Origin of the sequence: Aeromonas sp. QDB11, assembly GCF_027705265.1 — a bacterium.
In the GTDB taxonomy this organism is placed as follows: domain Bacteria; phylum Pseudomonadota; class Gammaproteobacteria; order Enterobacterales; family Aeromonadaceae; genus Aeromonas; species Aeromonas allosaccharophila.
This window is the reverse complement of sequence record NZ_JAPDBM010000013.1, coordinates 40,079-59,123: the sequence shown is the minus strand read 5'-3', so window position 1 is coordinate 59,123 and position 19,045 is coordinate 40,079. Positions and strand designations below refer to the sequence as shown.

The window sequence follows — 19,045 nt, the reverse complement described above, 5'->3', positions numbered from 1 at the left end:
ATCTGAGTGTTTACCCCAGGTGGTGAAGTCTGCGACTCAGGCGCCGGTTGGCGTGACCCGGGTCAGCATGGCAAAGCCCTCTTCCACTTGAGTGAGCTCTACCCTGACCTCTCCCAACTCGGCGAGCGAGGCGACATGGGTGCCGCCACAGGGGATGGTCACCTCCTGGCCTTCCAGCGTGCAGTGCCAGTAGCGGGAATCGATGATTGCCTCACCAGCGCGGCTACGGCGGATCTCGCCCCCGGCGGCGATCCAGTCGGCCAGTTGCTGATTGATCTTCTCTTCAATCAGCGCCAGATCCGCCAGCAGCGCTTCGCTGTTGACCCCCTTCTTGCGCAGGCTCTTGCCGATGCGGTACTGCTCGCGTGAGCCCATGGGCTCGACCCGTGAACTCTGGATGGCAAGGCGGTCGAAGTCGGGTTGGCCCAGCGCATCACGCTCGCTTACCTCCTTGCGCCAGTAGGGGATAAGTACCCGATTGAGTGCCAGCGCGGCCAGATGGCAGCCGCTATGGCCCAGACTCAGGGCGTGGCGGGCAGCGCTATCCACTTGCAACTCGACCAGGCTGCCGGCGGCCAGTGTGTGGTCACCGGTCAGCGGATGGACCACCACGAAACGCCACCCTTCTGCGCCCCGTTTGACCGGAATGGCAGTATCGACAAACAGCTCGCCATCCGGGCTGATGGCTCCCATCCGGCAAGGGCCAATCGTGGCTTCGCCCCCTTCCCAGCGAACATGGCCCACATCCCCCGGCTGATCGGGCCAGAGATGGCTCTGGGGATGAAAGGGGGTGAGGTCGGTGACCAGCAGCGTGGTATCACCGCGCTGGCAGCAGACCACGCTGGCCTGCTCCTGATGATGGCCCAGCACGAAGCTGGATCGAGTATGTTCCATGGCAAGGCTCCCGCAACGAGAAATGAGAAGAGAAAGCGGCAGCATACGCCAAAGTGCGAAGGGGCTCATTAACCAGCGTTAATGAGCCCCTCTGTTGCTTGACGGTTTGCTAGATCATGGCAACCAGCAGGTAGGCGTTGAGGCCGATCACCAGCGCGACGATAAGGCGGCCTACCGCCTGGGTGACGGGGTGGTTGCGATGTTCCCCCATCAGCGCCCGATCGCCGGTCAGCATCAACAGCGGAATGAGGGCCAGTGCGATACCAAAGCTCAGGACCACCTGACTCAGCACCAGAATGTCGGTGGTGTTGAGCCCCATGGCGATCACCACGAAGGCGGGAGCCATGGTGATTGCGCGACGCAGCCAGAGTGGGATGGTAAAGCGGACAAAGCCCTGCATCACCACTTGCCCGGCCAGGGTGCCCACCACAGTAGAGCTGATGCCGGAGGCGACCAGAGAGAGGCCAAACAGGGTGGCAGCCGCCTGACCCAGCAGCGGGGTGAGGGTCTGGTAGGCAGATTCCAGCTCCGCAACCTGCTGGTGGCCCGAACTGTGGAACGCTGCAGCCGCCATCGCCATCATCGCCAGATTGACGAAGCCTGCGATGGTCATGGCAATCGCCACATCGACCCGGGTGGTGTGCAGCCGCTGGCTGACCGAGCCCTGATCCTGCGTGTGCTGGGTCAGTGCCGAGTGCAGGTAGATGACGTGGGGCATCACGGTGGCACCGAGCACCCCGGCGGCCAGATAGACGGCATCGCTGTTGGGCAGGCCGGGGAAGAGGGCGCCCTCCAGCAGGCTGGGCAGATGGGGGCGGGAGAAGATCAGCTCAACGATGTAGGCTGCCGCAACGAACAGCAGCAGGCCACCGACTACGAACTCCAGCGGTTTCTGGCCGCGGGATTGCAACATCAGGATCCCCCAGGTCACCACGGCGGTGATGCAGGCCCCCTCCAGCAGGGTGACGCCAAGCAGCAGCTTGAAGCCTACTGCGGCGCCAATGAATTCGGCGAGATCGGTGGCTATGGCGATGATCTCTGCCTGCACCCAGTAGGCCCACACCGCCGGCTTCGGCAGTCGGTCGCGAATGTGCTCCGCCAGATTCTTGCCGGTGACGATGCCGAGCTTGGCCGAGAGGGTCTGCACCACCATGGCCATCAGGTTCGCCCACACCACCACCCACAGTAGCTGGTAGCCGAAGGTAGAGCCCGCCTGGATATTGGTGGCGAAGTTGCCCGGATCGATGTAACCGATGGCGGCGATAAAGGCAGGCCCGAGCAGGGTCAGTTTGAATTTGCGGGCCGGGATCGTTGTCGTCAGTGCGGGTTGCATGGCATCACCCTCCATAAGGATATGGAGAGAGAATAGATCTAAATGATAATTATTATCAATTGGTCTTTTGTATCATTTCCATCGGGAAAAACATTTGAGGCAGTCAGTTGCAGTGAAGGATGTGATTTTGTACAATATGCCGCCCTAGAAAAGCAGCGACTAAACACCTTTATGTTCCTTGCCTCCGAGGTCTGGCTGCACCCGGGCGGAGGCTGAATTAATCCGTAAGGAGCTAAAATGCGTCATTACGAAATCGTCTTCATGGTTCATCCGGACCAGAGCGAGCAAGTACCCGGCATGATCGAGCGTTACACCGGCGCTATCACCACCTCCGGTGGCACCATTCATCGCCTGGAAGATTGGGGCCGTCGTCAGCTGGCTTACCCGATCGACAAACTGCACAAAGCCCACTACGTTCTGATGAACGTAGAAGCAGAGCAAGCCGTTATCGATGAGCTGGAAACCAACTTCCGCTTCAACGATGCCGTTATCCGCAACATGATCATGCGCACCAAGCACGCTGTGACTGAAGTTTCTCCGATGGCCAAGGCCAAGGAAGAGCGTTTTGTCCGTCGTGACGACGAGCGCCGTGAAGAAGCTACTGAAGCTGCTTCCGAAGAGTAATTCTGGATCACTGAATAGAGGATAAAGGCCATGGCACGTTATTTCCGTCGTCGTAAGTTCTGCCGCTTCACCGCCGAGAACGTTACCGAGATCGACTACAAAGATATCGTTACTCTGAAAAACTACGTCACTGAATCTGGCAAGATCGTACCGAGCCGTATCACCGGTACCCGCGCCAAGTATCAGCGTCAGCTGGCACGCGCCATCAAGCGTGCTCGTTACCTGGCTCTGCTGCCGTACACCGATCTGCACAACAAGTAAGAATCGGTCCGGCACTTAAGCCTAACTCAACTTCTCTAGAGGAAAGGTAATGCAAGTTATCCTGCTCGACAAAATCGCCAAACTGGGCGGTCTGGGTGATCAAGTCGCTGTTAAAGCTGGCTACGCCCGTAACTATCTGATCCCGCAAGGCAAAGCTGTTATGGCTACCAAGGCTAACATCGAATCTTTCGATGCTCGCCGTGCTGAACTGGAAGCCAAACTGGCTGCCGGTAAAGCTGCCGCTGAAGAGCGCGCTGCCAAGCTGGCCGAACTGGCTGCCGTTGTTATCGCCTCCAAATCTGGCGACGAAGGCAAGCTGTTCGGTTCCATCGGTACCCGTGACGTGGCTGAAGCCATCACTGCTGCTGGTGTTGCTGTTGCCAAGAGCGAAGTCCGTATGGGCAACGTTCTGCGTAACACCGGTGAGTACGAAGTTGCCGTTCAGCTGCACGCTGACGTTAAAGCAACCGTACAGATCCAGGTTGTTGCCCTGTAATAGCGATTCGCTTTTGCAGAAAAAACCCGCGCTCTTGCGCGGGTTTTTTATTTTGGGGCCCGGGGGTAGAGTGAAGGTCTGTTCCACTGGAGGAGATCCTTATGGCAGCCTGGGTCGAAGGTCGCGTCATCGAACGCATCGAATGGACACCCACCCTGTTCTCCCTGCGCGTAGCGGCCGATCTGGCCCCCTATAAGGCAGGTCAATTCACCAAGCTGGCCCTCGAGCAGGGCGATCGCCGCATTCAGCGCGCCTACTCCTTCGTCAATCCTCCCTCTGCGCCATACCACGAGTTCTATCTGGTCGAGATCCCGAGCGGTGAACTGACCCCCTCGCTCGGCTCGCTGCAAGCCGGTGATACCCTGCTGGTGCAATCCCAGGCGACCGGCTTCCTGACGCTCGATGAGGTGCCCGCCGGGCGCGATCTCTGGCTGCTCTCGACCGGCACTGCCATCGGCCCTTTCCTCTCCATGCTGGCCGATGGCGAGGCCTTCAACCGTTTCGAGAATCTGGTACTGGTACACGGGGTGCGCAAAGGCGAAGAGCTGAGCTATCAGGCTTTGATCGCCAGCTTTGCCGAGCAGCATGGCGAGTGCTTTCGCTATGTCCCCTTTGTCAGCCGCGAGCCATGGCCCGACGCGATGGCAGGGCGGATCCCGGCTGCCATCGCCGAAGGTCGGTTGCAGGCGCGAGTAGGGTTGGATTTTGCACCCGAACGGAGTCAGGTGCTGATCTGTGGCAACCCGGAGATGGTGAAAGAGACCCAGCAGACCTTGCTGGCGCTGGGGTTGGCCAAGAATCTGCGGCGGGCGCCGGGCAATATCAGTGCGGAGAATTACTGGTAAAACAACAAGCACAGGGGCATCAAGCCCCTGCTGCATACAAACCGGGGGTCAGTTTTTCTTGCCGTTGCCCTTGTTCTTGTCATGGTGTTTGTCGTGACCCTGTCCCGGGTTATTGCCGCTGTGGATACTGCGGTTGTAGTGATCCCGGTACTTGCCATCCATCTTGTCGCAGTTGAGCTTGATCCGGCTGTCGCCAATGCCAAGATCCAGGCAGTTGTCCTGCCACCAGTCGTACTCTTTGTCATCCCAGTCGAGATTGAGCTTGATATCATCGCCGGAGATCTTGATACCATCACCACTCTTGTTGGGCGGGGCTGCAACAGCGATACCGTGCGCCATCAGCAGGGAGAGCAGCAGGGCGTTTTTGTTCAGCATGGTTCTGGTCGGTGCGCTCATATTGCAATACTCCATGACATTACTGGTTATTACCCTGAGGGGCGGAGAGCTGGTTGGTGCTGGGTGGCTGATTGCGGTTCTCTTCATCTTCCAGATTGAATTTGACCGCCTTGCAGTCGGCCGGAGCGGTTTCGCCGATCCCCAGATCGAGGCAGTCGTTCTGGGTCCAGCCGAACTGCTTGTCATCCCAGTCCAGATTGAATTTAAGCTCATCGACGGAGAATTCGGAGCCACTGCTCTCTTGATATTGCTGTGTCGCAGCGGCGCTGCCGGTAATCAGAAGAAGGGAGAGTAGCAAAGTGGTCTTACTGTTCATGATGGCCTCGGATAATTGCAACGGTGGATGAGTCTACTGATCGGGGCTGAACCCGAGCGGAACCGTAGTGCATCTCACCATTCGATTAAGTCAGGAGGGGATTGTATCGCGTTTCTGCTGCCGATTTGTCCGTTTTGGTCGCACTCTGGGCAGCTGGTTGTCAATCTGAAGGAATTCAGTCATTTGCCCTTCTCTACGCGGGCTCGACGACTATAATCGGCAGCCAACTTTTCCTGCACAGCACACCCCTTCATCATGACCACACAGGACTCCTCCGCGCTGCGCTACCCCAAGGGGTGGTTTGCTCTGACGACGGTATACAGTTTCACCGGGTTGGCCATTCTGGCCTCCATCATCTTCTCCCTGCTGCTGTTCCTCTCCATCGATGACAATCCGCTGATGAAGTGGCTGTTTGGCGGGCTGGCCATCATCTTCGAACTGGGCAAGTTTTACGTCTGGTACGAGTACGGTGAGCGCAAGGCGCGGCGGGATCTGGGCGGCGCTTTCTGGTCGCTGCTGTTCTACAGCGTGCTGGCGGCCATCTCCATTGGCGGCAGTATCGGCGGCATTAACAGCGCCACCAACACGGTACTGAGCCAGCAGGCGCGCCACGAGCGGGAGCTTGCTCGCTTCGACGAGCAGATCGCCAGCATCGAGCGGCAGATCCAGCTCAACGAAGAGGCGGCCCGCAAATATATCGAGCTGGAGCGCATCTCCAGCGGCGTCTCCTCGTTGCAGCACGCCAACACCAAGCTGCGCTTGCAGCAGGATGAGCTGCGCCAGCAGCGCGATGCCAGGCCGGTCAACGAACAATCCTCCATGCTGGGGCTGATGAGCAGTCTGGCGGACGGGGTGGGGATGAGCATCAGTCAGGTGCAGTTCCTGCTGGTCTGCTTCCTCTCGGTGCTGCTCGACGTGTTCGGCGCCTTCTTCGTCAGCCTGATCGGAGAGGAGAACCGCTTTCGCCGGATGTGGCGCTGGCAGCAGGAGCAAGCCCGCCTTGAGGCGCAGGAAGCACTGGCGATGGCGGCCCAGCACGAACCCATGATGCCCCCCGAGCCCGCCCCCGAGATGCTGGCGCAGGTGCGCGGTGCGCTGGTGAGCGGTGAGCTCAAGTGCAGCAAGCGCTCGGTGGCGCAGGCGCTGTCACTCTCGCTGGAGGAGGTGGATCGGGTGTTCCACCATCTGCTGTCGCAAGGGGTACTGGGGCAGGGGAGTAATCGCCACTACTACCTCAATCCGGCGCTGGAGCAGCAACCCGGATAATGAGAAGGCCACCGGAATGCGGTGGCCTTTGTCGTTATAAAGTGGTTGTGGCACTCAGTGAGTCAGCACCATCATCAGGCTGAGGAAGGCGGCCAGTCCGCCACCGATGCCGATTATCCAGTAAAACCCCTTGGCCCCCTGTTTGAGCGGGATGCGGAAGTAGAGCAGAAACGCCCACCACCCCAGTGCCAGCAACAGAGGAATAAGAAACATTCGAGCCATGGTGTCCTCGCTGTTATTCTGTTAACCCTTGATCAATCAACAGGATGGATTGTGCAATGACGCAACTACAGATTACCGCATTCGGTGACCCCTCGGTACTCAAGCTCAACCCTTCCCTCGATAAGGTGCCAGCCGATGGCGAAGTGCGGGTGCGCATCTGCTTTGCGGGGGTCAACCCCATCGATGCCAAAACCCGCGCTGGTCTTGGCTGGGCGGCGGCCCAGAACAAGGACAAGCTGCCCTGGACGCCGGGTTATGACGTCTCCGGCGTGGTGGAGAAGGTGGGCCTCGGCGTGACCTCGCTGGTCGAAGGGGATCGGGTGTGCGGCATGGTTGGGTTTCCCCTCACCGCCGGTGGCTACGGGGAGTCTGTGGTGGCAAGCGAGAGCGAGCTGGTCAAACTCGACGGGGTGAGCCTGCAGCAGGGGGCGGCGCTGCCGCTGGCCGGTCTCACCGCCTGGCAAGGGCTGCTTGAGCACGGCGCCCTCCAGAGCGGCCAGCGGGTGTTGATCCTCGCCGGTGCCGGTGGCGTCGGCCATCTGGCGGTGCAGTTTGCCAGCGCTTATGGCGCCGAGGTGGTGGCCACAGCCAGCCCGGACAACCATGGCTTCCTGCACGCTCTGGGGGCGCGCTGGATGGTGGACTACCACGACGCAAACTGGCCAGCACGGGTGGTGGCAGAGGCCGGTCAGGTCGATCTGGTGCTGGATCTGGTGGGCGGCGAGAGCGGCAAGGCGGCGCTCGCCTGCGTCAAGCCGGATGGCCGTCTGGTGACGGTGCCCACCATTACTGCTCAGCTGATCAAGGATGCTGGAGCTGCGGCGGGTATCGAAGTGATCGGCATGCTGGTGCACCCCGATCAGAAGCAGTTGAGTCAGATGTTGATGCTGCTGCGTCAGGGGGAGGTGAAGGTCACCCTCGCCGGTGAGTTCGCTCTGGCCGAGGGATCGCTGGCCCACCAGGCCATCGAAGGGGGCCATGTGCGTGGCAAGCTGTTGCTGCGGATGCCTGCGGCCGACGGCCTGCCCGGATGAATGGCATTACCGAGATGGGGCTGGGGTGGCTCTTTTTAAGCGCCTTTACCTCTGCCACTCTGCTGCCCGGTAGCTCCGAAGTGCTGCTGGGGGCCATGGCAGCCAAGGGGGAGTGGAGCATGGCGAGCCTGCTGCTGTGGGCGACGCTGGGCAATACCCTCGGCTCCATGACCACCTGGTGGCTCGGCTGGCTCGCCACCTTCAAGAAGAAACCGGAAGATTTTCAAGGCCGTGGGGAACAAAAAGCCTTAGGCTGGCTCAAACAACATGGTCACTGGTGTCTGCTGCTTGCCTGGACGCCGGTGGTCGGTGATGGTCTCTGTCTGTTGGCCGGTTGGCTGCGCCTCTCTTTCTGGCGCTCTCTCATCCTGATCGGGCTCGGCAAATTGTTCCGTTATGCCCTGGTTTTTCTGCTGGCCAGTCACATTTTCTAGCCTGTTTTTGTCACTCACGAGGTTACCGTGAACAAAGTCATACCTTTAACGATTCTGCTGGGCTTCACCCTGCCGGTGCTGGCGGCACCGACCCTGATCGCCGAACAGGGCAAGGAGGAGGGCAAGCTCGCCATCCCCTACCAGATGTACAAGCTGGACAACGGCCTGACCGTGATCCTGGCCCCCGACCGCTCCGATCCGCTGGTGCACCTCGATGTGACCTATCACGTCGGCTCATCCCGCGAGACGGTCGGCAAGTCCGGTTTCGCCCACTTCTTCGAGCACATGATGTTCCAGGGCTCGAAACACGTCGGTGATCAGGAGCATATGCGGATCATCAACGAGGCCGGTGGCGACATGAACGGCACCACCAACAAGGACCGCACCAACTACTACGAGACTGTGCCTGCCAACCAGCTGGAAAAAGTGCTCTGGCTGGAGGCGGATCGGATGGGCTTCCTGCTCGATGCGGTGAGCCAGAAGAAGTTCGAGATCCAGCGTGCCACCGTCAAGAACGAGCGGGCCCAGCGGGTCGATAACCAGCCATACGGGCTGGTGAGCGAGAAGGTGGGGGAGGCGCTCTATCCGCGCACTCACCCCTACTCCTGGCAGCCGATCGGTTACGTGGAAGATCTCGATCGGGTCGATGTGAACGACCTCAAGCAGTTCTTCCTGCGCTGGTATGGCCCCAACAACGCCACCCTGACTCTGGGCGGCGACTTTGACAGCAAGCAGGCCCTCGCGTGGATTGAGCAGTACTTCGGCGCCATCCCGCGCGGCCCGGATGTGGCCGAGCCGACGCCAAAGCCGGTGACTCTGCCCGAGACCCGCTACGTGACGCTGCAGGACAAGGTGCACCTGCCGCTGCTCTATATCAGCTACCCCACCGTCTCCCTTGGCGATCCGCAGGAGCCAGCGCTCGACATGTTTGCCGACGTGCTCGGCGGCTCGGCCAGCTCCATGCTCTACCAGTCGCTGGTGAAAACCGGCAAGGCGATCGATGTGGGGGCGTCCCATTACTGTGAAGAGCTGGCCTGTACCCTGACCGTCTACGCCTATCCCAACCCGTCGCAGGATGGCAGCCTCAAGACCCTCAAGGGGGAGGTGGACAAGGTGATCGGCGAGTTTGCCCAGCGCGGTCTCAAGCCGGAAGATCTGGAGAAGGCGATCGCCAAGTACCGTGCCTCCGCCATTTGGGGTCTGGACAGCGTCTCCGGCAAGGTGAGCCAGCTCGCCATGGGTCAGGTGTTTACCCAGGATCCCAACTATGTGTTCAAGACCCTCGATGCCATCGGCAAGGTGACCCCGGAGCAGGTGAAAGCCGCCTACGACCAGTTCATCGCCGGCAAGCCTGCGGTGGTGCTGAGCGTGGTGCCCAAGGGCAAGACCGAGTGGCAGGTCGCCACCCCGAACTTTACCCCCGCCAAGCGCGAGCTGCCGGATTACAGCAAGCATGATGAGGCGCTGGCCGAACGACCGGTAAAAGACAATTTCGATCGCAGCGTGCAGCCCAAGGCGAGCGAGGCGGTGAGCGTCAAGGTGCCCGCCATCTGGCACGGCAAGCTCGACAAGAACATCGAGATTATTGGCACCAAAAGTGACGAGATCCCCGCCGTCTCCATCATGATCGCCCTGCCGGGCGGCATTCGTGCCGAAGATAAGGGGCAACTGGGGCTGGCCAATCTGACCGCCGCCATGATGGGGCAGGGCACGGTGCGCCTGACCGAGGCTCAGCTCAGCGACGAGCTGCAAAAGCTGGGCTCTTCCATCGATGTCTCCAGCGCCCAGTACAACAACCTGATCACCGTCAGCTCTCTGGCGGACAAGTTGCCCCAGACGCTGGCGCTGGTGCGCGAGGTGCTGGAGCGTCCGGGCATGCGGGAGGCGGACTTCGAGCGGGTCAAGGCGCAGCTGCTGCAAGGGATGCAGCAGGCCCAGCAGCAGCCCGAGTGGCTGGCCGGGCAGGCGTTCCGCGAGCTGGTCTACGGCAAGCAGAACCGCCTCGGTCAACCTACCGACGGGGTAGCGGCTGATGTGGCCAAGCTGACCCTGGCGGACGTGAAGCACTTCTATCAGGCCTACTACAACCCCACCAACGCCAAAGTGGTGGTGGTCGGTGATGTGGACCAGAAGCAGATCGAGGAGCAACTTGGCTTCCTGACCGAGTGGAAGGGGGCCACGCCGACTCTGGGGGATCTCAAGCTCAAGGGTGAGCAGGCCAAGCCGGGCATCTATCTGGTCGACAAGCCGGGAGCACCCCAGTCGGTGATCCGTATCGGTCGTCGCGCCATGCCGTTCGATACCACGGGTGACTACTTCACCGCCGGGCTGATGAACTTCAACCTGGGTGGCAACTTCAACAGCCGCATCAACCTCAACCTGCGGGAAGACAAGGGCTACACCTACGGCGCCAGCTCCGGTTTCTCCGCCAACCGCGAGGTGGGCACCTTCGCCACCGGCGCCAATGTGCGGGCCGATGCGACCGTGGATGCCATCCGCCAGTTCCTCAAGGAGATGGACAACTACCGCAAGAGCGGCCCGACCCCGGTCGAGCTGGCCTATATGCGCAGCGCTGTCTCCCAGCAGGATGCTCTCTCTTACGAGACCTTGGGCCAGAAGGCGGGCTTCCTGCTGCAGATGGTGATGTATGACCTGAAACCGGACTATGTTCAGGCCCAGAACAACCTCATCAAGACGGTGTCGCCCGAGGTGCTGAAAGCCAGTGCCGCCCGTTGGCTCAATCCGGCCGACATGGTGATCGTGGTGGTGGGAGACAAGCAAAAGCTTGAAAAACTCCTGAAGGAGCTTCATCTTCCCATCTATCCGCTGCAGTTGCCGTAACTGACGCTTTATAAAAATCAAGAGCCGCCCCGGATGGGGCGGCCTCACATGAGCCGTGAATATGACTACAACAAGCTTGTCGCTCACCGAGTTGCTGAATGCGTTGGGATCACCGGAGCGCCTCACCGCGCTCAAGGGGATCCGGCGCGGGATCGAGCGTGAATGCCTGCGCATCACGCCGGATGGCCGACTCGCCCAGAGTGACCATCCACGGGCGCTGGGCTCGGCCCTGACCCATCCCAATATCACCACCGACTACTCGGAGAGCCTGCTGGAGTTCATCACCCCGGCCACCGACTCCATCGACAGCCTGATGGAGCAGCTCGGCGACATCCATCACCATGTGATTCAGCATCTGGGTGACGAGCGGATTTGGCCGCTCTCCATGCCCTGCTTCGTCGGCGGGGAAGAGAGCATCCGGCTGGCCCAGTACGGCAGCTCCAATATCGGCAAGATGAAGACTCTCTACCGTCAGGGCTTGAAGAACCGCTACGGCAGCCTGATGCAGGTGATCGCCGGGGTGCACTTCAACTTCTCCATGCCAGACAGCTTCTGGAGCGAGTGGCAGGATCTGGTGTGCGAAGGGTGCTGCAGCCAGCGCTTTATCTCCGACAAGTACATGGGGCTTATTCGCAACGTCTACCGCTTCGGCTGGCTGGTGCCCTACCTGTTCGGTGCCTCGCCGGCCATCTGCGAATCCTTCCTCAAAGGGCGCCAGAGCAACCTGCCGTTCGAGAAGACCGGCAAGGGCACCCTCTATCTGCCTTACGCCACCGCGCTGCGTCTCTCCGATCTGGGCTATACCAACAGCTCCCAGGCGGGGCTCAAGATCAGCCACGACAACCTGCCGGCCTATGTCAGCAGTCTGCGCCGCGCCATCAATACCCATGATCCCGAGTTCGCCAAGATCGGGGTCAAGGTGAATGGGGAGTATCGCCAGCTCAACGACAACGTGCTGCAGCTGGAGAATGAGCTGTATGCTCCGATCCGGCCCAAGCGTACCCCGCGCAGCGGCGAGAAGCCCTCGGATGCGCTGGAGCAGCGCGGCATCGAATACATCGAGCTGCGCACCGTGGACGTCAACCCCTTCACCCCTCTCGGCATCGATGCCGACCAGATCCGCTTCTTCGATCTGTTCCTGGTCTGGTGCCTGCTGCGCCCCTCTCCGGTGCTGAGTGACGAGGAGATTGCCCGCAACCGCCGCAACCAGAACAAGGTGGTGCTGGAAGGGCGTCGTCCCGGCCTGACGCTTGAAGATGAGCAGGGCAATGCCATTGGCCTCAAAGAGTACGGCCTCAAACTGTTTGACGAGCTGGCTCAGGTGGCCGACTTGCTGGATCGCTGCTGTGGCCGCAACCGCTATCGCGAGACGCTGGCGATGCACCGCGAGAAGCTGCTCAACCCCGAGCTCACCTATTCCGCCCGCATGCTCAAGGAGTTGCTGGAGAGCGGCAAGGACAACGGCTGCTATGGCGACAAGCTGGCGACCCGCTATCGCGAGGAGCTGCTGGCAGGGGAGCTGCAGTACTGGGATGAGGCCTACTTTGCCGGTGAGGCGAAGGATTCGCTGGCCAAGCAGCGCGAACGCGAGCGCAGCGACAGCGTGTCGTTTGACGACTTCCTGGCCGATTACTTCGGGACCAGCAAGACCCCGGCCTGACGGGATCCGCTGCTGCAAGCCGCTCGATGAGCGGCTTTTTTATTGGTTAAGGCTTTATGGATTGTGGCTGAGGCAGACCAGCCAGACGGCGCAGTTGGGCTAGCAGATAATCCCGGTAGAACTGCCCGAACAATTTTTTTGGCTCTAGTGAGTCTAAAAATGTCTGGCGCAGCCGCTCCAGATTGCTGGGCAGTCGGCGCACATGGGTATCGATCCAGACGATATTGCCGACAGGGGATAGCATCAGGTTGCCCAGATGAAGATCCCGATGATAGTAACCGTGCTTTGCCAGGTGATAGAGATCCTGGGCGAGCCGATGCAGCAGGGCCAGGCGATCGTTCTCCCCTGCCTGTTTGAAGTAGTGTTCGCCGGAGCAGTGCTCCGCCAGGTAGTGCACTGCCAGAAAAGAGGCATGGGGATTGAGCGGGTTGAGGGCGATCCCGGCGGCCTTGCAGGGAACCACCTGTAGCCCGGCCTTGCGCAGACGACGATTACTCTGCCACTCGCGCAGTGCATCGATATGACCCACCAGACGCTTGCCGAGCAGATCCCGACGCCACCAGCCAAGGCTCCAGCGCGGGTACTTGTCTGGCACTATCTTGCACAGGCTGTTGCTGGCGGGATGTAGCCAGAATTGGCTGCTGGCAATGGACTCCAGCCTGCGGGTCAGCTCGCTCTGTTGCAGGGCCCAGTGATCCAGACCGAGCTCGTCGTGGAGCAGCAGGTAATAGCGTTTCTTGCCGTGCAAGTCGAGAGTGGTCAGCGTCATGGCATCGGGCGTCAAATGGGGGGGTGAATATCATCCATGAGGGATGATGAATATCTGAACCACTTTATGCCCCCCTTGCTGACCGAGGCTGAATGAGCAACAAAAAAGCCATCCCGGGAGGGGACGGCTTTTTTGAGGAGGACGCAGAGGCGATATCAGACGTGGTTATACATGGCCTCGATCTCGCTCTGGTACTTGGCCTCGATGATCTTGCGGCGCAGCTTCATGGTGGGGGTGAGTTCACCCAGCTCCATGGAGAAGGCGCTCGGCAGCAGGGTGAACTTTTTCACCTGCTCGAACTTGGCCAGCTCTTTTTGCAAGTCGGCGATGCGTGCTTCGAAGAACTCCTTCACCCGGGAGTTGCGCAGCAGCTCGCTCTTGCACTGGTACTGCAGGTTGATGGAGCGGGCGTACTCTTCCAGCGACTCGAAGCAGGGGACGATCAGTGCCGAGACAAAGTGGCGGGCATCGGCGACGATGGCGATCTGCTCGATAAAGCGATCCTTGCCGATGGTCCCTTCCACCAGTTGCGGGGCCACATACTTGCCGTTGGAGGTCTTCATCAGCTCCTTGAGGCGCTCGGTGAAGTAGATATTGCCCTGGCTATCGAGCTCACCGGCATCGCCGGTACGCAGGAAGCCATCTTCGGTCATCACCTCGGCAGTGGCGTCCGGTTTGTTGTAGTAGCCGCGCATCACGGTGGGCGAGCGCACCAGCAACTCGTTGTTCTCACCCAGCTTCACTTCGATGCCGTTCAGTGCCGTGCCGATGGAGCCGAGCTTGAACTGGCTGTCTTCATAGCAGCAGACGGTGGCGGTGGTTTCGGTCATGCCGTAGCCGTACTTGAGATTGAGCCCCATCGCCTGGAAGAAGAGGTTCACATCGTCAGCCAGACGGGCGCCCGCCACCGGCAGGAAGCGGGTGCGGCCACCAAAGCGGGCACGCAGCTTGCGAAACACCAGTCGCTCCGCCAGCCAGAGCTGGGCATAGAGCAGCGGGGAGGCGGATTTGCCCGCCTGACGGGTAGCAACCATCTGCTTGCCAACTCGGGTCGCCCAGCCAAACAGGGCACGACGCAGGGCCGGCGCCTGAGCCACCTTGGCCTGAATCATGGCGTAGGCCTTCTCGTAGAGGCGCGGTACGGCGCACATCACGGTCGGTTGCACTTCGCCAATCACATCCATCACTTTCTGCGGGTCGCGGATATAGACGTTTTCACCACCGCAGTAGAGCACGTAGAAACTCCAGACCCGCTCGAACACATGGCTAAGCGGCAGCATGCAGAGCGACACATCCTGCGGATTGAGGTCGAGGCGGCTGTTGTGCATCTCGAAACAGGCGGCAACGTTGGCAAAATCGAGCATCACCCCCTTGGGTTCGCCGGTGGTGCCGGAGGTGTAGATCAGGGTCAGCAGGTCGTCCATCCGGTACTGGCTCTCGCGCTCGTGCAGCACCTGTTCGCTGGGCTGATGGTTGCCGGAGACCAGAAACTCCTGGAAGTGGCTCGCTTGCGGACAGCCGCGCAGGTTGACGTTGCTATCGAGGGCGACGATCTGGCGGATTTCGCCATCCTTTAACAAGTTGAGCGCCTGATCGAACTGGGGCTGTTCACCGACGAACAGCAGGCCGATGTTGGCATCGCGCACGATATAGCGCAGCTGTTCGAGGGTGCTGGTGGGGTAGATCGGGACACTGACACCGCGGGCGGCAAGGATGCCGAGATCGGCCTGGGTCCACTCCGGCATGTTGCGGGCGTAGATGCCGACCATTTCGGTTGGCTGGTGGCCGGCACGGATCAGCGCCTGTGCGCAATAGTCCATGGCCTGGCCCAGAGTACGCCAGCCGATGGCGCGCCACTGGCCATCTTGCTGAACCCGCAGGGCAGCCTTGTTGCCAAGCTGGGCAATACGTTCACGCATCAGTCGAACCAGATGAAGCTTCGGCATCAGTCAAACATCCTTTAATTACAGTTGTACGCCCGCGAGGGCACTAAAAATCGGGCTAGAGTTTAAACTCCAACATTACAGCTTACAAGTGTTCGCCGTTTGTCTTGGATCACAAAGAGTGCAAATAGCTACGCCTTCGGGCAGGCTGGCCGATACTGCAAGGGAGTGCAAAGAGGGTTAACGATATGAATCTGTGGGTGAAAGGGGCGTTGGCCGCAGTCGGGCTCATGGTGGTGGGGGGCGGTGCAGCCTGGTTCTTTTTTGGCAAGGGGGCACAGGGGCCCGCCAATCCCTGGTATCAGGGGGCCGAAGGGTATCATCAGGCCCAGCAACAGGCGCTGGCGTTGGGTTATCCGCTGCTCTATGTGCTGGAGACCCCCAAGTGCCGCCGCTGCGGCGATCTGGAGAAGAAATTCTGGCAGAGCAAGGAGATGACCGGCCCGCTCGCTCGGTTGGTGAAGGTGCGGCTCAACCCGGGCAAGGGGGATGGCAGCGAGCAGATCCTGCGCCGCTTTCCCAAGGTCGCCACACCGCCCGGTATCTATATCCAGCAGCCGGGTCAGCCCCTCAGACCCATCAAGGTCGTGGTGGATATCGACCAGATCTGGATGCCGGGAAAAACCTGGCTGCGGGGCTTCTATATGCCGCTCTCTGCCGCCGGATTCGAGGCGGTGGTGCACACTACCCTCTCCTTGCAGGATCCTGCGCTGGACAACGCCCCCCTCGATTGAGGGGGCCAAGACGTTTGAGCGCGGCGAACAGGCCGGATCAGCCGAAATCGAACAGCCGCGACATCAATACCGCATCTTCCCGATCGTTGCCGGTGCCGTAGTAGTCGGCGCGGCGGCAATATTCGGCAAAACCGGCGCTCTCGTAGAGGTTGATGGCGGTCTGGTTACCGGCCCGTACCTCGAGAAACCAGGCCTCTGCGCCAGCTTGTTTGCTGCGCGCCAGATAGGCCTGCAACAGCGCCCGTCCCAACCCCTTGCCCTGAAACGCCGGATGCACGCAGATGTTCATCAGCGAGCTGTCACCGGCCACCAGATCCGAGATATAGAAGCCCGCCGGGCGGCCATCGACCAGCATCAAGCCGTTGAGATAGCGAGGGCCGAAGCAGGAAAGCAGGTTGGCCTGACTCCACGGCTCCTTGTGGGCGGCTTGCTCGATGGGGTAAACAAGGTCGAAATCGCTCTCGAGCAGGGGACGAAACTCAGGCATGGGGGCTCCGGATGGCAGCATTGTGGGCACCAGGGTTGGCAGAGGCGGCGGCTGGGGCAGCGTGTGTAAAATCAGGTAAAAAGAACGGCATCACGGTGGGGCTCGGCGGCATGATGCAGGATCACGCCGCGCTGGCCGCAAGGTGTTGGCGCAGTTGTTGCCACAGGGCGCGCTTTTGCGCGGCGCTGGGGATGAGCGGGCAGATCAGCGCATCCGGCCGCTCGGGGTTGGCCTCCGTCAGCCAGAGCAGGGGGGAGGCGTCCGCCCTTTGCAGGTCGGCGGGCGGCAGCTCGCTGAGCAGGGAGACCTCATCGGGCGTCATGCCGAGCAGCTGGCAGATATCCGCCAGCAGCGTGGTGGCAGGCAGCCTAGGTGCCTGCAGCCAGAGTTTGCCGCTGGGCAACGGGGCGCTGGTGGCCGGGGGCGTCTGGCCAGGCTGAGCGGCATGTTGCTCAAGTTCGGGAGCAGGTTCTGCGCCCAGCAATGCCGGACGACGCAGCTGCCAGCTTTGAATGCCCATGCGGGCCAACATGCTCTGACGAACGGGATCTTGCATCTGGGGCGACTCACTCTTGATCTGCATTGGGGAAAATCGTGTTGCGCAGGGTACACTCGAACCGGTCTTGCTGCACCCTTTGCAACGTATCATCTGGCGTATGCGGGCATGACACGCTGGCCATGATGCTGATAACCACTCTGGCCACGCATGGGCGCTGCAACGGTATCGCACCGCCCTGGCGTTTTTTCCTGCCAGAGTCGAGTATTCTGCGGCAAGAGATACCAGAATAAACATCATAACAAGACAAAATCCAAGGTCGAACAAATGGATATCGCACCTTGGGGCTATCATCATCCCAGCTTCGGAACAGTCTCTATGTCGTCTTTAGCTCAAGCCCAGAACCCCGCGCGTCTTATTCCCATCCAGGAGCGGCTGCCCCGGCTGCTGGCGGCCCTTGGCGAGGGGCTCTACGAACGGCAGGATGCCCTGCGCCTCGGTCTGCTGGCCGCCCTCAGTGGCGAGAGCCTCTTCTTGCTGGGCCCGCCCGGCATCGCCAAGAGCCTGATTGCCCGCCGCCTCAAGCTGGCATTTCACGATGCCCGCCACTTCGAATACCTGATGACCCGTTTCAGTACGCCGGAGGAGGTGTTTGGCCCCCTCTCTATTCAGGCGCTGAAGGAGGATGGCAAATACCTGCGCCTCACCGCCGGTTATCTGCCGGAGGCCGAGGTGGTGTTCCTCGACGAGATTTGGAAGGCGGGCCCCGCCATCCTCAATACCCTGCTCACCGCCATCAACGAGCGGCAGTTCCGTAATGGCGACAGTCAGCACCCCATCCCGATGCGCTTGCTGGTGACCGCCTCCAACGAGCTGCCGGCGCCGGATAGCGGGCTGGAAGCGCTCTACGACCGGATGCTGGTGCGGATCTGGATGGACCGGGTGCAGGAGAAGTCGAACTTTCAGGCGATGCTGGCCAGTGATGGCCATGCCCACCAGAACTTGCCGGAATCCTTGCAGATCCGGGGCGATGAGTACGAGCAGTGGCAGAGCCAGATTGAGCAGGTGCGCCTGCCGGATGCCTGTTTCGAGCTGATCTATCAACTGCGCCAACAGCTCGACAGCCAGCTTGCCCATCGCTGTTATGTGTCGGATCGCCGCTGGAAGAAGGCGGTACGGCTCATCAAGGCGAGTGCCTTCTTCAATGGCCGCGACGAGGTGGCCCCCCTCGACCTGCTGCTGTTCAAGGATTGCCTCTGGCATGACGAGGAGTCCCGCACCACCCTGATGGAGATGATGACCGAGTTCTCCCGTCTCTATGGTTATCAGCAACTGGCGATGACCCGCCAGCTGCTGGCGCTGCGCGATCAGTTCAAACAGCTGAAACAGAGCGTGGCCCAGCGGCTCTGCACCAAAGCGCGCCAGCGCAAGCAGTGGTTTGGCCGCCGTGCCCGGGGCATCGAGATCCCGCTCGCCAATGCCAGGCCCTTTGGCAAGCAGGTGCACTTTCATCTGCTCACTCCGGCGCCGCTGGATGGCAGCGATCCCGAGCGCCTCACCCGCACGCTGGTGTTCGATCGTACCCTGCTCTCCCACTGGCGTCCCACCGGCGAGGCGCTGGTCGGTTATCAGTTCGGCAACCCGAAAGAGGGGCACTACGAGCTGGTGCTCGATGATGAACTGCGGCTTCAGGTGCTCGATATCCAGCGCCAGCAGATCCCGCTGGTATTGATGGAACGCAACGCCATTCCCGAGGTGGTGCTGGAGCCCTGGTTGCAGGCGCTCGACGAGCAACTGGTCCAGGTCGGCAAGGTGATGCAGGAGCTCAAGCAGCAGCGCAGCCTGTTTGAGCGTCATCAACAACACCTCTTTATCGCCTCACGCTGGCTGCAGCAGGTGGAGGACAGCTTCTTCGTGCTGAACCGGGATCTTGAACTGCTGCGCAGCGAGTTGGTGCAGTGGCGCGAACGGTTGCCAAGGCTGGACGAGTAAGG

General features: G+C 60.7%; 20 protein-coding genes. 11 read left to right on the top strand and 9 right to left on the bottom strand.

The window, feature by feature from the left end:
* Nucleotides 1-36 precede the first annotated feature (36 nt).
* Both OKC40_RS06530 and OKC40_RS06525 read right to left on the bottom strand, forming a co-directional pair.
* Complete coding sequence (locus tag OKC40_RS06530; protein ID WP_270794536.1) at nucleotides 37-894, bottom strand: hypothetical protein; 858 nt, start codon at nucleotides 892-894, stop codon at nucleotides 37-39.
* A gap of 109 nt (nucleotides 895-1,003) precedes the next feature.
* Nucleotides 1,004-2,227, bottom strand: a complete 1,224-nt coding sequence (locus OKC40_RS06525) for an Nramp family divalent metal transporter (protein WP_182938784.1) — start codon at nucleotides 2,225-2,227, stop codon at nucleotides 1,004-1,006.
* 237 nt (nucleotides 2,228-2,464) lie between these two features.
* Between OKC40_RS06525 and rpsF the strand changes: the two genes are divergently transcribed.
* The 4 genes from rpsF to OKC40_RS06505 all read left to right on the top strand — a co-directional run bounded on the left by rpsF (nucleotide 2,465) and on the right by OKC40_RS06505 (nucleotide 4,453).
* Nucleotides 2,465-2,851 (top strand): 30S ribosomal protein S6, encoded by a 387-nt coding sequence (rpsF, locus tag OKC40_RS06520; protein WP_033135470.1) that lies wholly within the window; start codon nucleotides 2,465-2,467, stop codon nucleotides 2,849-2,851.
* Nucleotides 2,852-2,881: 30 nt separating this feature from the next.
* A complete protein-coding gene (gene rpsR / locus OKC40_RS06515) occupies nucleotides 2,882-3,112 on the top strand; it encodes a 30S ribosomal protein S18 (protein WP_005313392.1) in 231 nt (76 codons plus the stop codon).
* A 49-nt stretch (nucleotides 3,113-3,161) separates the two neighbouring features.
* Nucleotides 3,162-3,608, top strand: a complete 447-nt coding sequence (gene rplI, locus OKC40_RS06510) for a 50S ribosomal protein L9 (protein ID WP_042063007.1) — start codon at nucleotides 3,162-3,164, stop codon at nucleotides 3,606-3,608.
* A gap of 101 nt (nucleotides 3,609-3,709) precedes the next feature.
* Nucleotides 3,710-4,453, top strand: coding sequence for a ferredoxin--NADP reductase (locus tag OKC40_RS06505; RefSeq protein WP_139707683.1), 744 nt, complete (start codon nucleotides 3,710-3,712; stop codon nucleotides 4,451-4,453).
* 48 nt (nucleotides 4,454-4,501) lie between these two features.
* Here the strand turns inward: OKC40_RS06505 and OKC40_RS06500 are convergent, their stop codons facing one another.
* Nucleotides 4,502-4,828: a hypothetical protein gene (locus OKC40_RS06500; RefSeq protein ID WP_082034798.1), complete on the bottom strand. Its 327-nt coding sequence runs from the start codon at nucleotides 4,826-4,828 to the stop codon at nucleotides 4,502-4,504.
* 40 nt (nucleotides 4,829-4,868) lie between these two features.
* Nucleotides 4,869-5,165 carry a hypothetical protein gene (locus OKC40_RS06495; protein WP_111807709.1) on the bottom strand — a complete coding sequence of 99 codons (297 nt, stop codon included), beginning with the start codon at nucleotides 5,163-5,165 and terminating at the stop codon, nucleotides 4,869-4,871.
* A 255-nt stretch (nucleotides 5,166-5,420) separates the two neighbouring features.
* On the opposite strand from OKC40_RS06495, the gene OKC40_RS06490 reads away from it, so the two are divergent.
* Nucleotides 5,421-6,431 carry a Preprotein translocase subunit SecY gene (locus OKC40_RS06490; RefSeq protein WP_139707681.1) on the top strand — a complete coding sequence of 337 codons (1,011 nt, stop codon included), beginning with the start codon at nucleotides 5,421-5,423 and terminating at the stop codon, nucleotides 6,429-6,431.
* A 54-nt stretch (nucleotides 6,432-6,485) separates the two neighbouring features.
* Here the strand turns inward: OKC40_RS06490 and OKC40_RS06485 are convergent, their stop codons facing one another.
* A complete protein-coding gene (locus OKC40_RS06485) occupies nucleotides 6,486-6,653 on the bottom strand; it encodes a hypothetical protein (protein ID WP_005308905.1) in 168 nt (55 codons plus the stop codon).
* A 56-nt stretch (nucleotides 6,654-6,709) separates the two neighbouring features.
* On the opposite strand from OKC40_RS06485, the gene OKC40_RS06480 reads away from it, so the two are divergent.
* The 4 genes from OKC40_RS06480 to gshA all read left to right on the top strand — a co-directional run bounded on the left by OKC40_RS06480 (nucleotide 6,710) and on the right by gshA (nucleotide 12,622).
* The gene (locus tag OKC40_RS06480; RefSeq protein ID WP_270794535.1) at nucleotides 6,710-7,687 is read left to right on the top strand and encodes an NADP-dependent oxidoreductase; all 978 of its coding nucleotides are present in this window, start codon (nucleotides 6,710-6,712) and stop codon (nucleotides 7,685-7,687) included.
* Nucleotides 7,684-8,121, top strand: a complete 438-nt coding sequence (locus tag OKC40_RS06475; protein ID WP_005340498.1) for a YqaA family protein — start codon at nucleotides 7,684-7,686, stop codon at nucleotides 8,119-8,121. The genes OKC40_RS06480 and OKC40_RS06475 overlap by 4 nt, the downstream gene beginning before the upstream one ends.
* Before the next feature lie 27 nt (nucleotides 8,122-8,148).
* Nucleotides 8,149-10,962, top strand: a complete 2,814-nt coding sequence (locus OKC40_RS06470; protein ID WP_270794533.1) for a M16 family metallopeptidase — start codon at nucleotides 8,149-8,151, stop codon at nucleotides 10,960-10,962.
* A 61-nt stretch (nucleotides 10,963-11,023) separates the two neighbouring features.
* Nucleotides 11,024-12,622: a glutamate--cysteine ligase gene (gene gshA, locus OKC40_RS06465; protein WP_270794531.1), complete on the top strand. Its 1,599-nt coding sequence runs from the start codon at nucleotides 11,024-11,026 to the stop codon at nucleotides 12,620-12,622.
* Between the two features lie 46 nt (nucleotides 12,623-12,668).
* Here the strand turns inward: gshA and OKC40_RS06460 are convergent, their stop codons facing one another.
* Together OKC40_RS06460 and OKC40_RS06455 are read right to left on the bottom strand one after the other, a co-directional pair.
* Nucleotides 12,669-13,391, bottom strand: coding sequence for a lipopolysaccharide kinase InaA family protein (locus OKC40_RS06460; RefSeq protein ID WP_270794530.1), 723 nt, complete (start codon nucleotides 13,389-13,391; stop codon nucleotides 12,669-12,671).
* A 155-nt stretch (nucleotides 13,392-13,546) separates the two neighbouring features.
* Complete coding sequence (locus tag OKC40_RS06455) at nucleotides 13,547-15,337, bottom strand: AMP-dependent synthetase/ligase (protein ID WP_270794529.1); 1,791 nt, start codon at nucleotides 15,335-15,337, stop codon at nucleotides 13,547-13,549.
* Between the two features lie 185 nt (nucleotides 15,338-15,522).
* On the opposite strand from OKC40_RS06455, the gene OKC40_RS06450 reads away from it, so the two are divergent.
* The gene (locus tag OKC40_RS06450; RefSeq protein WP_270794528.1) at nucleotides 15,523-16,068 is read left to right on the top strand and encodes a hypothetical protein; all 546 of its coding nucleotides are present in this window, start codon (nucleotides 15,523-15,525) and stop codon (nucleotides 16,066-16,068) included.
* 37 nt (nucleotides 16,069-16,105) lie between these two features.
* On the opposite strand, the gene rimI is transcribed toward OKC40_RS06450, so the two are convergent.
* Nucleotides 16,106-16,555 (bottom strand): ribosomal protein S18-alanine N-acetyltransferase, encoded by a 450-nt coding sequence (gene rimI, locus OKC40_RS06445; protein ID WP_042656300.1) that lies wholly within the window; start codon nucleotides 16,553-16,555, stop codon nucleotides 16,106-16,108.
* A gap of 121 nt (nucleotides 16,556-16,676) precedes the next feature.
* Nucleotides 16,677-17,111, bottom strand: a complete 435-nt coding sequence (locus tag OKC40_RS06440; RefSeq protein ID WP_270794552.1) for a DNA polymerase III subunit psi — start codon at nucleotides 17,109-17,111, stop codon at nucleotides 16,677-16,679.
* A 318-nt stretch (nucleotides 17,112-17,429) separates the two neighbouring features.
* On the opposite strand from OKC40_RS06440, the gene OKC40_RS06435 reads away from it, so the two are divergent.
* A complete protein-coding gene (locus tag OKC40_RS06435; protein ID WP_042656301.1) occupies nucleotides 17,430-19,043 on the top strand; it encodes an ATPase RavA domain-containing protein in 1,614 nt (537 codons plus the stop codon).
* Nucleotides 19,044-19,045: the final 2 nt, after the last annotated feature.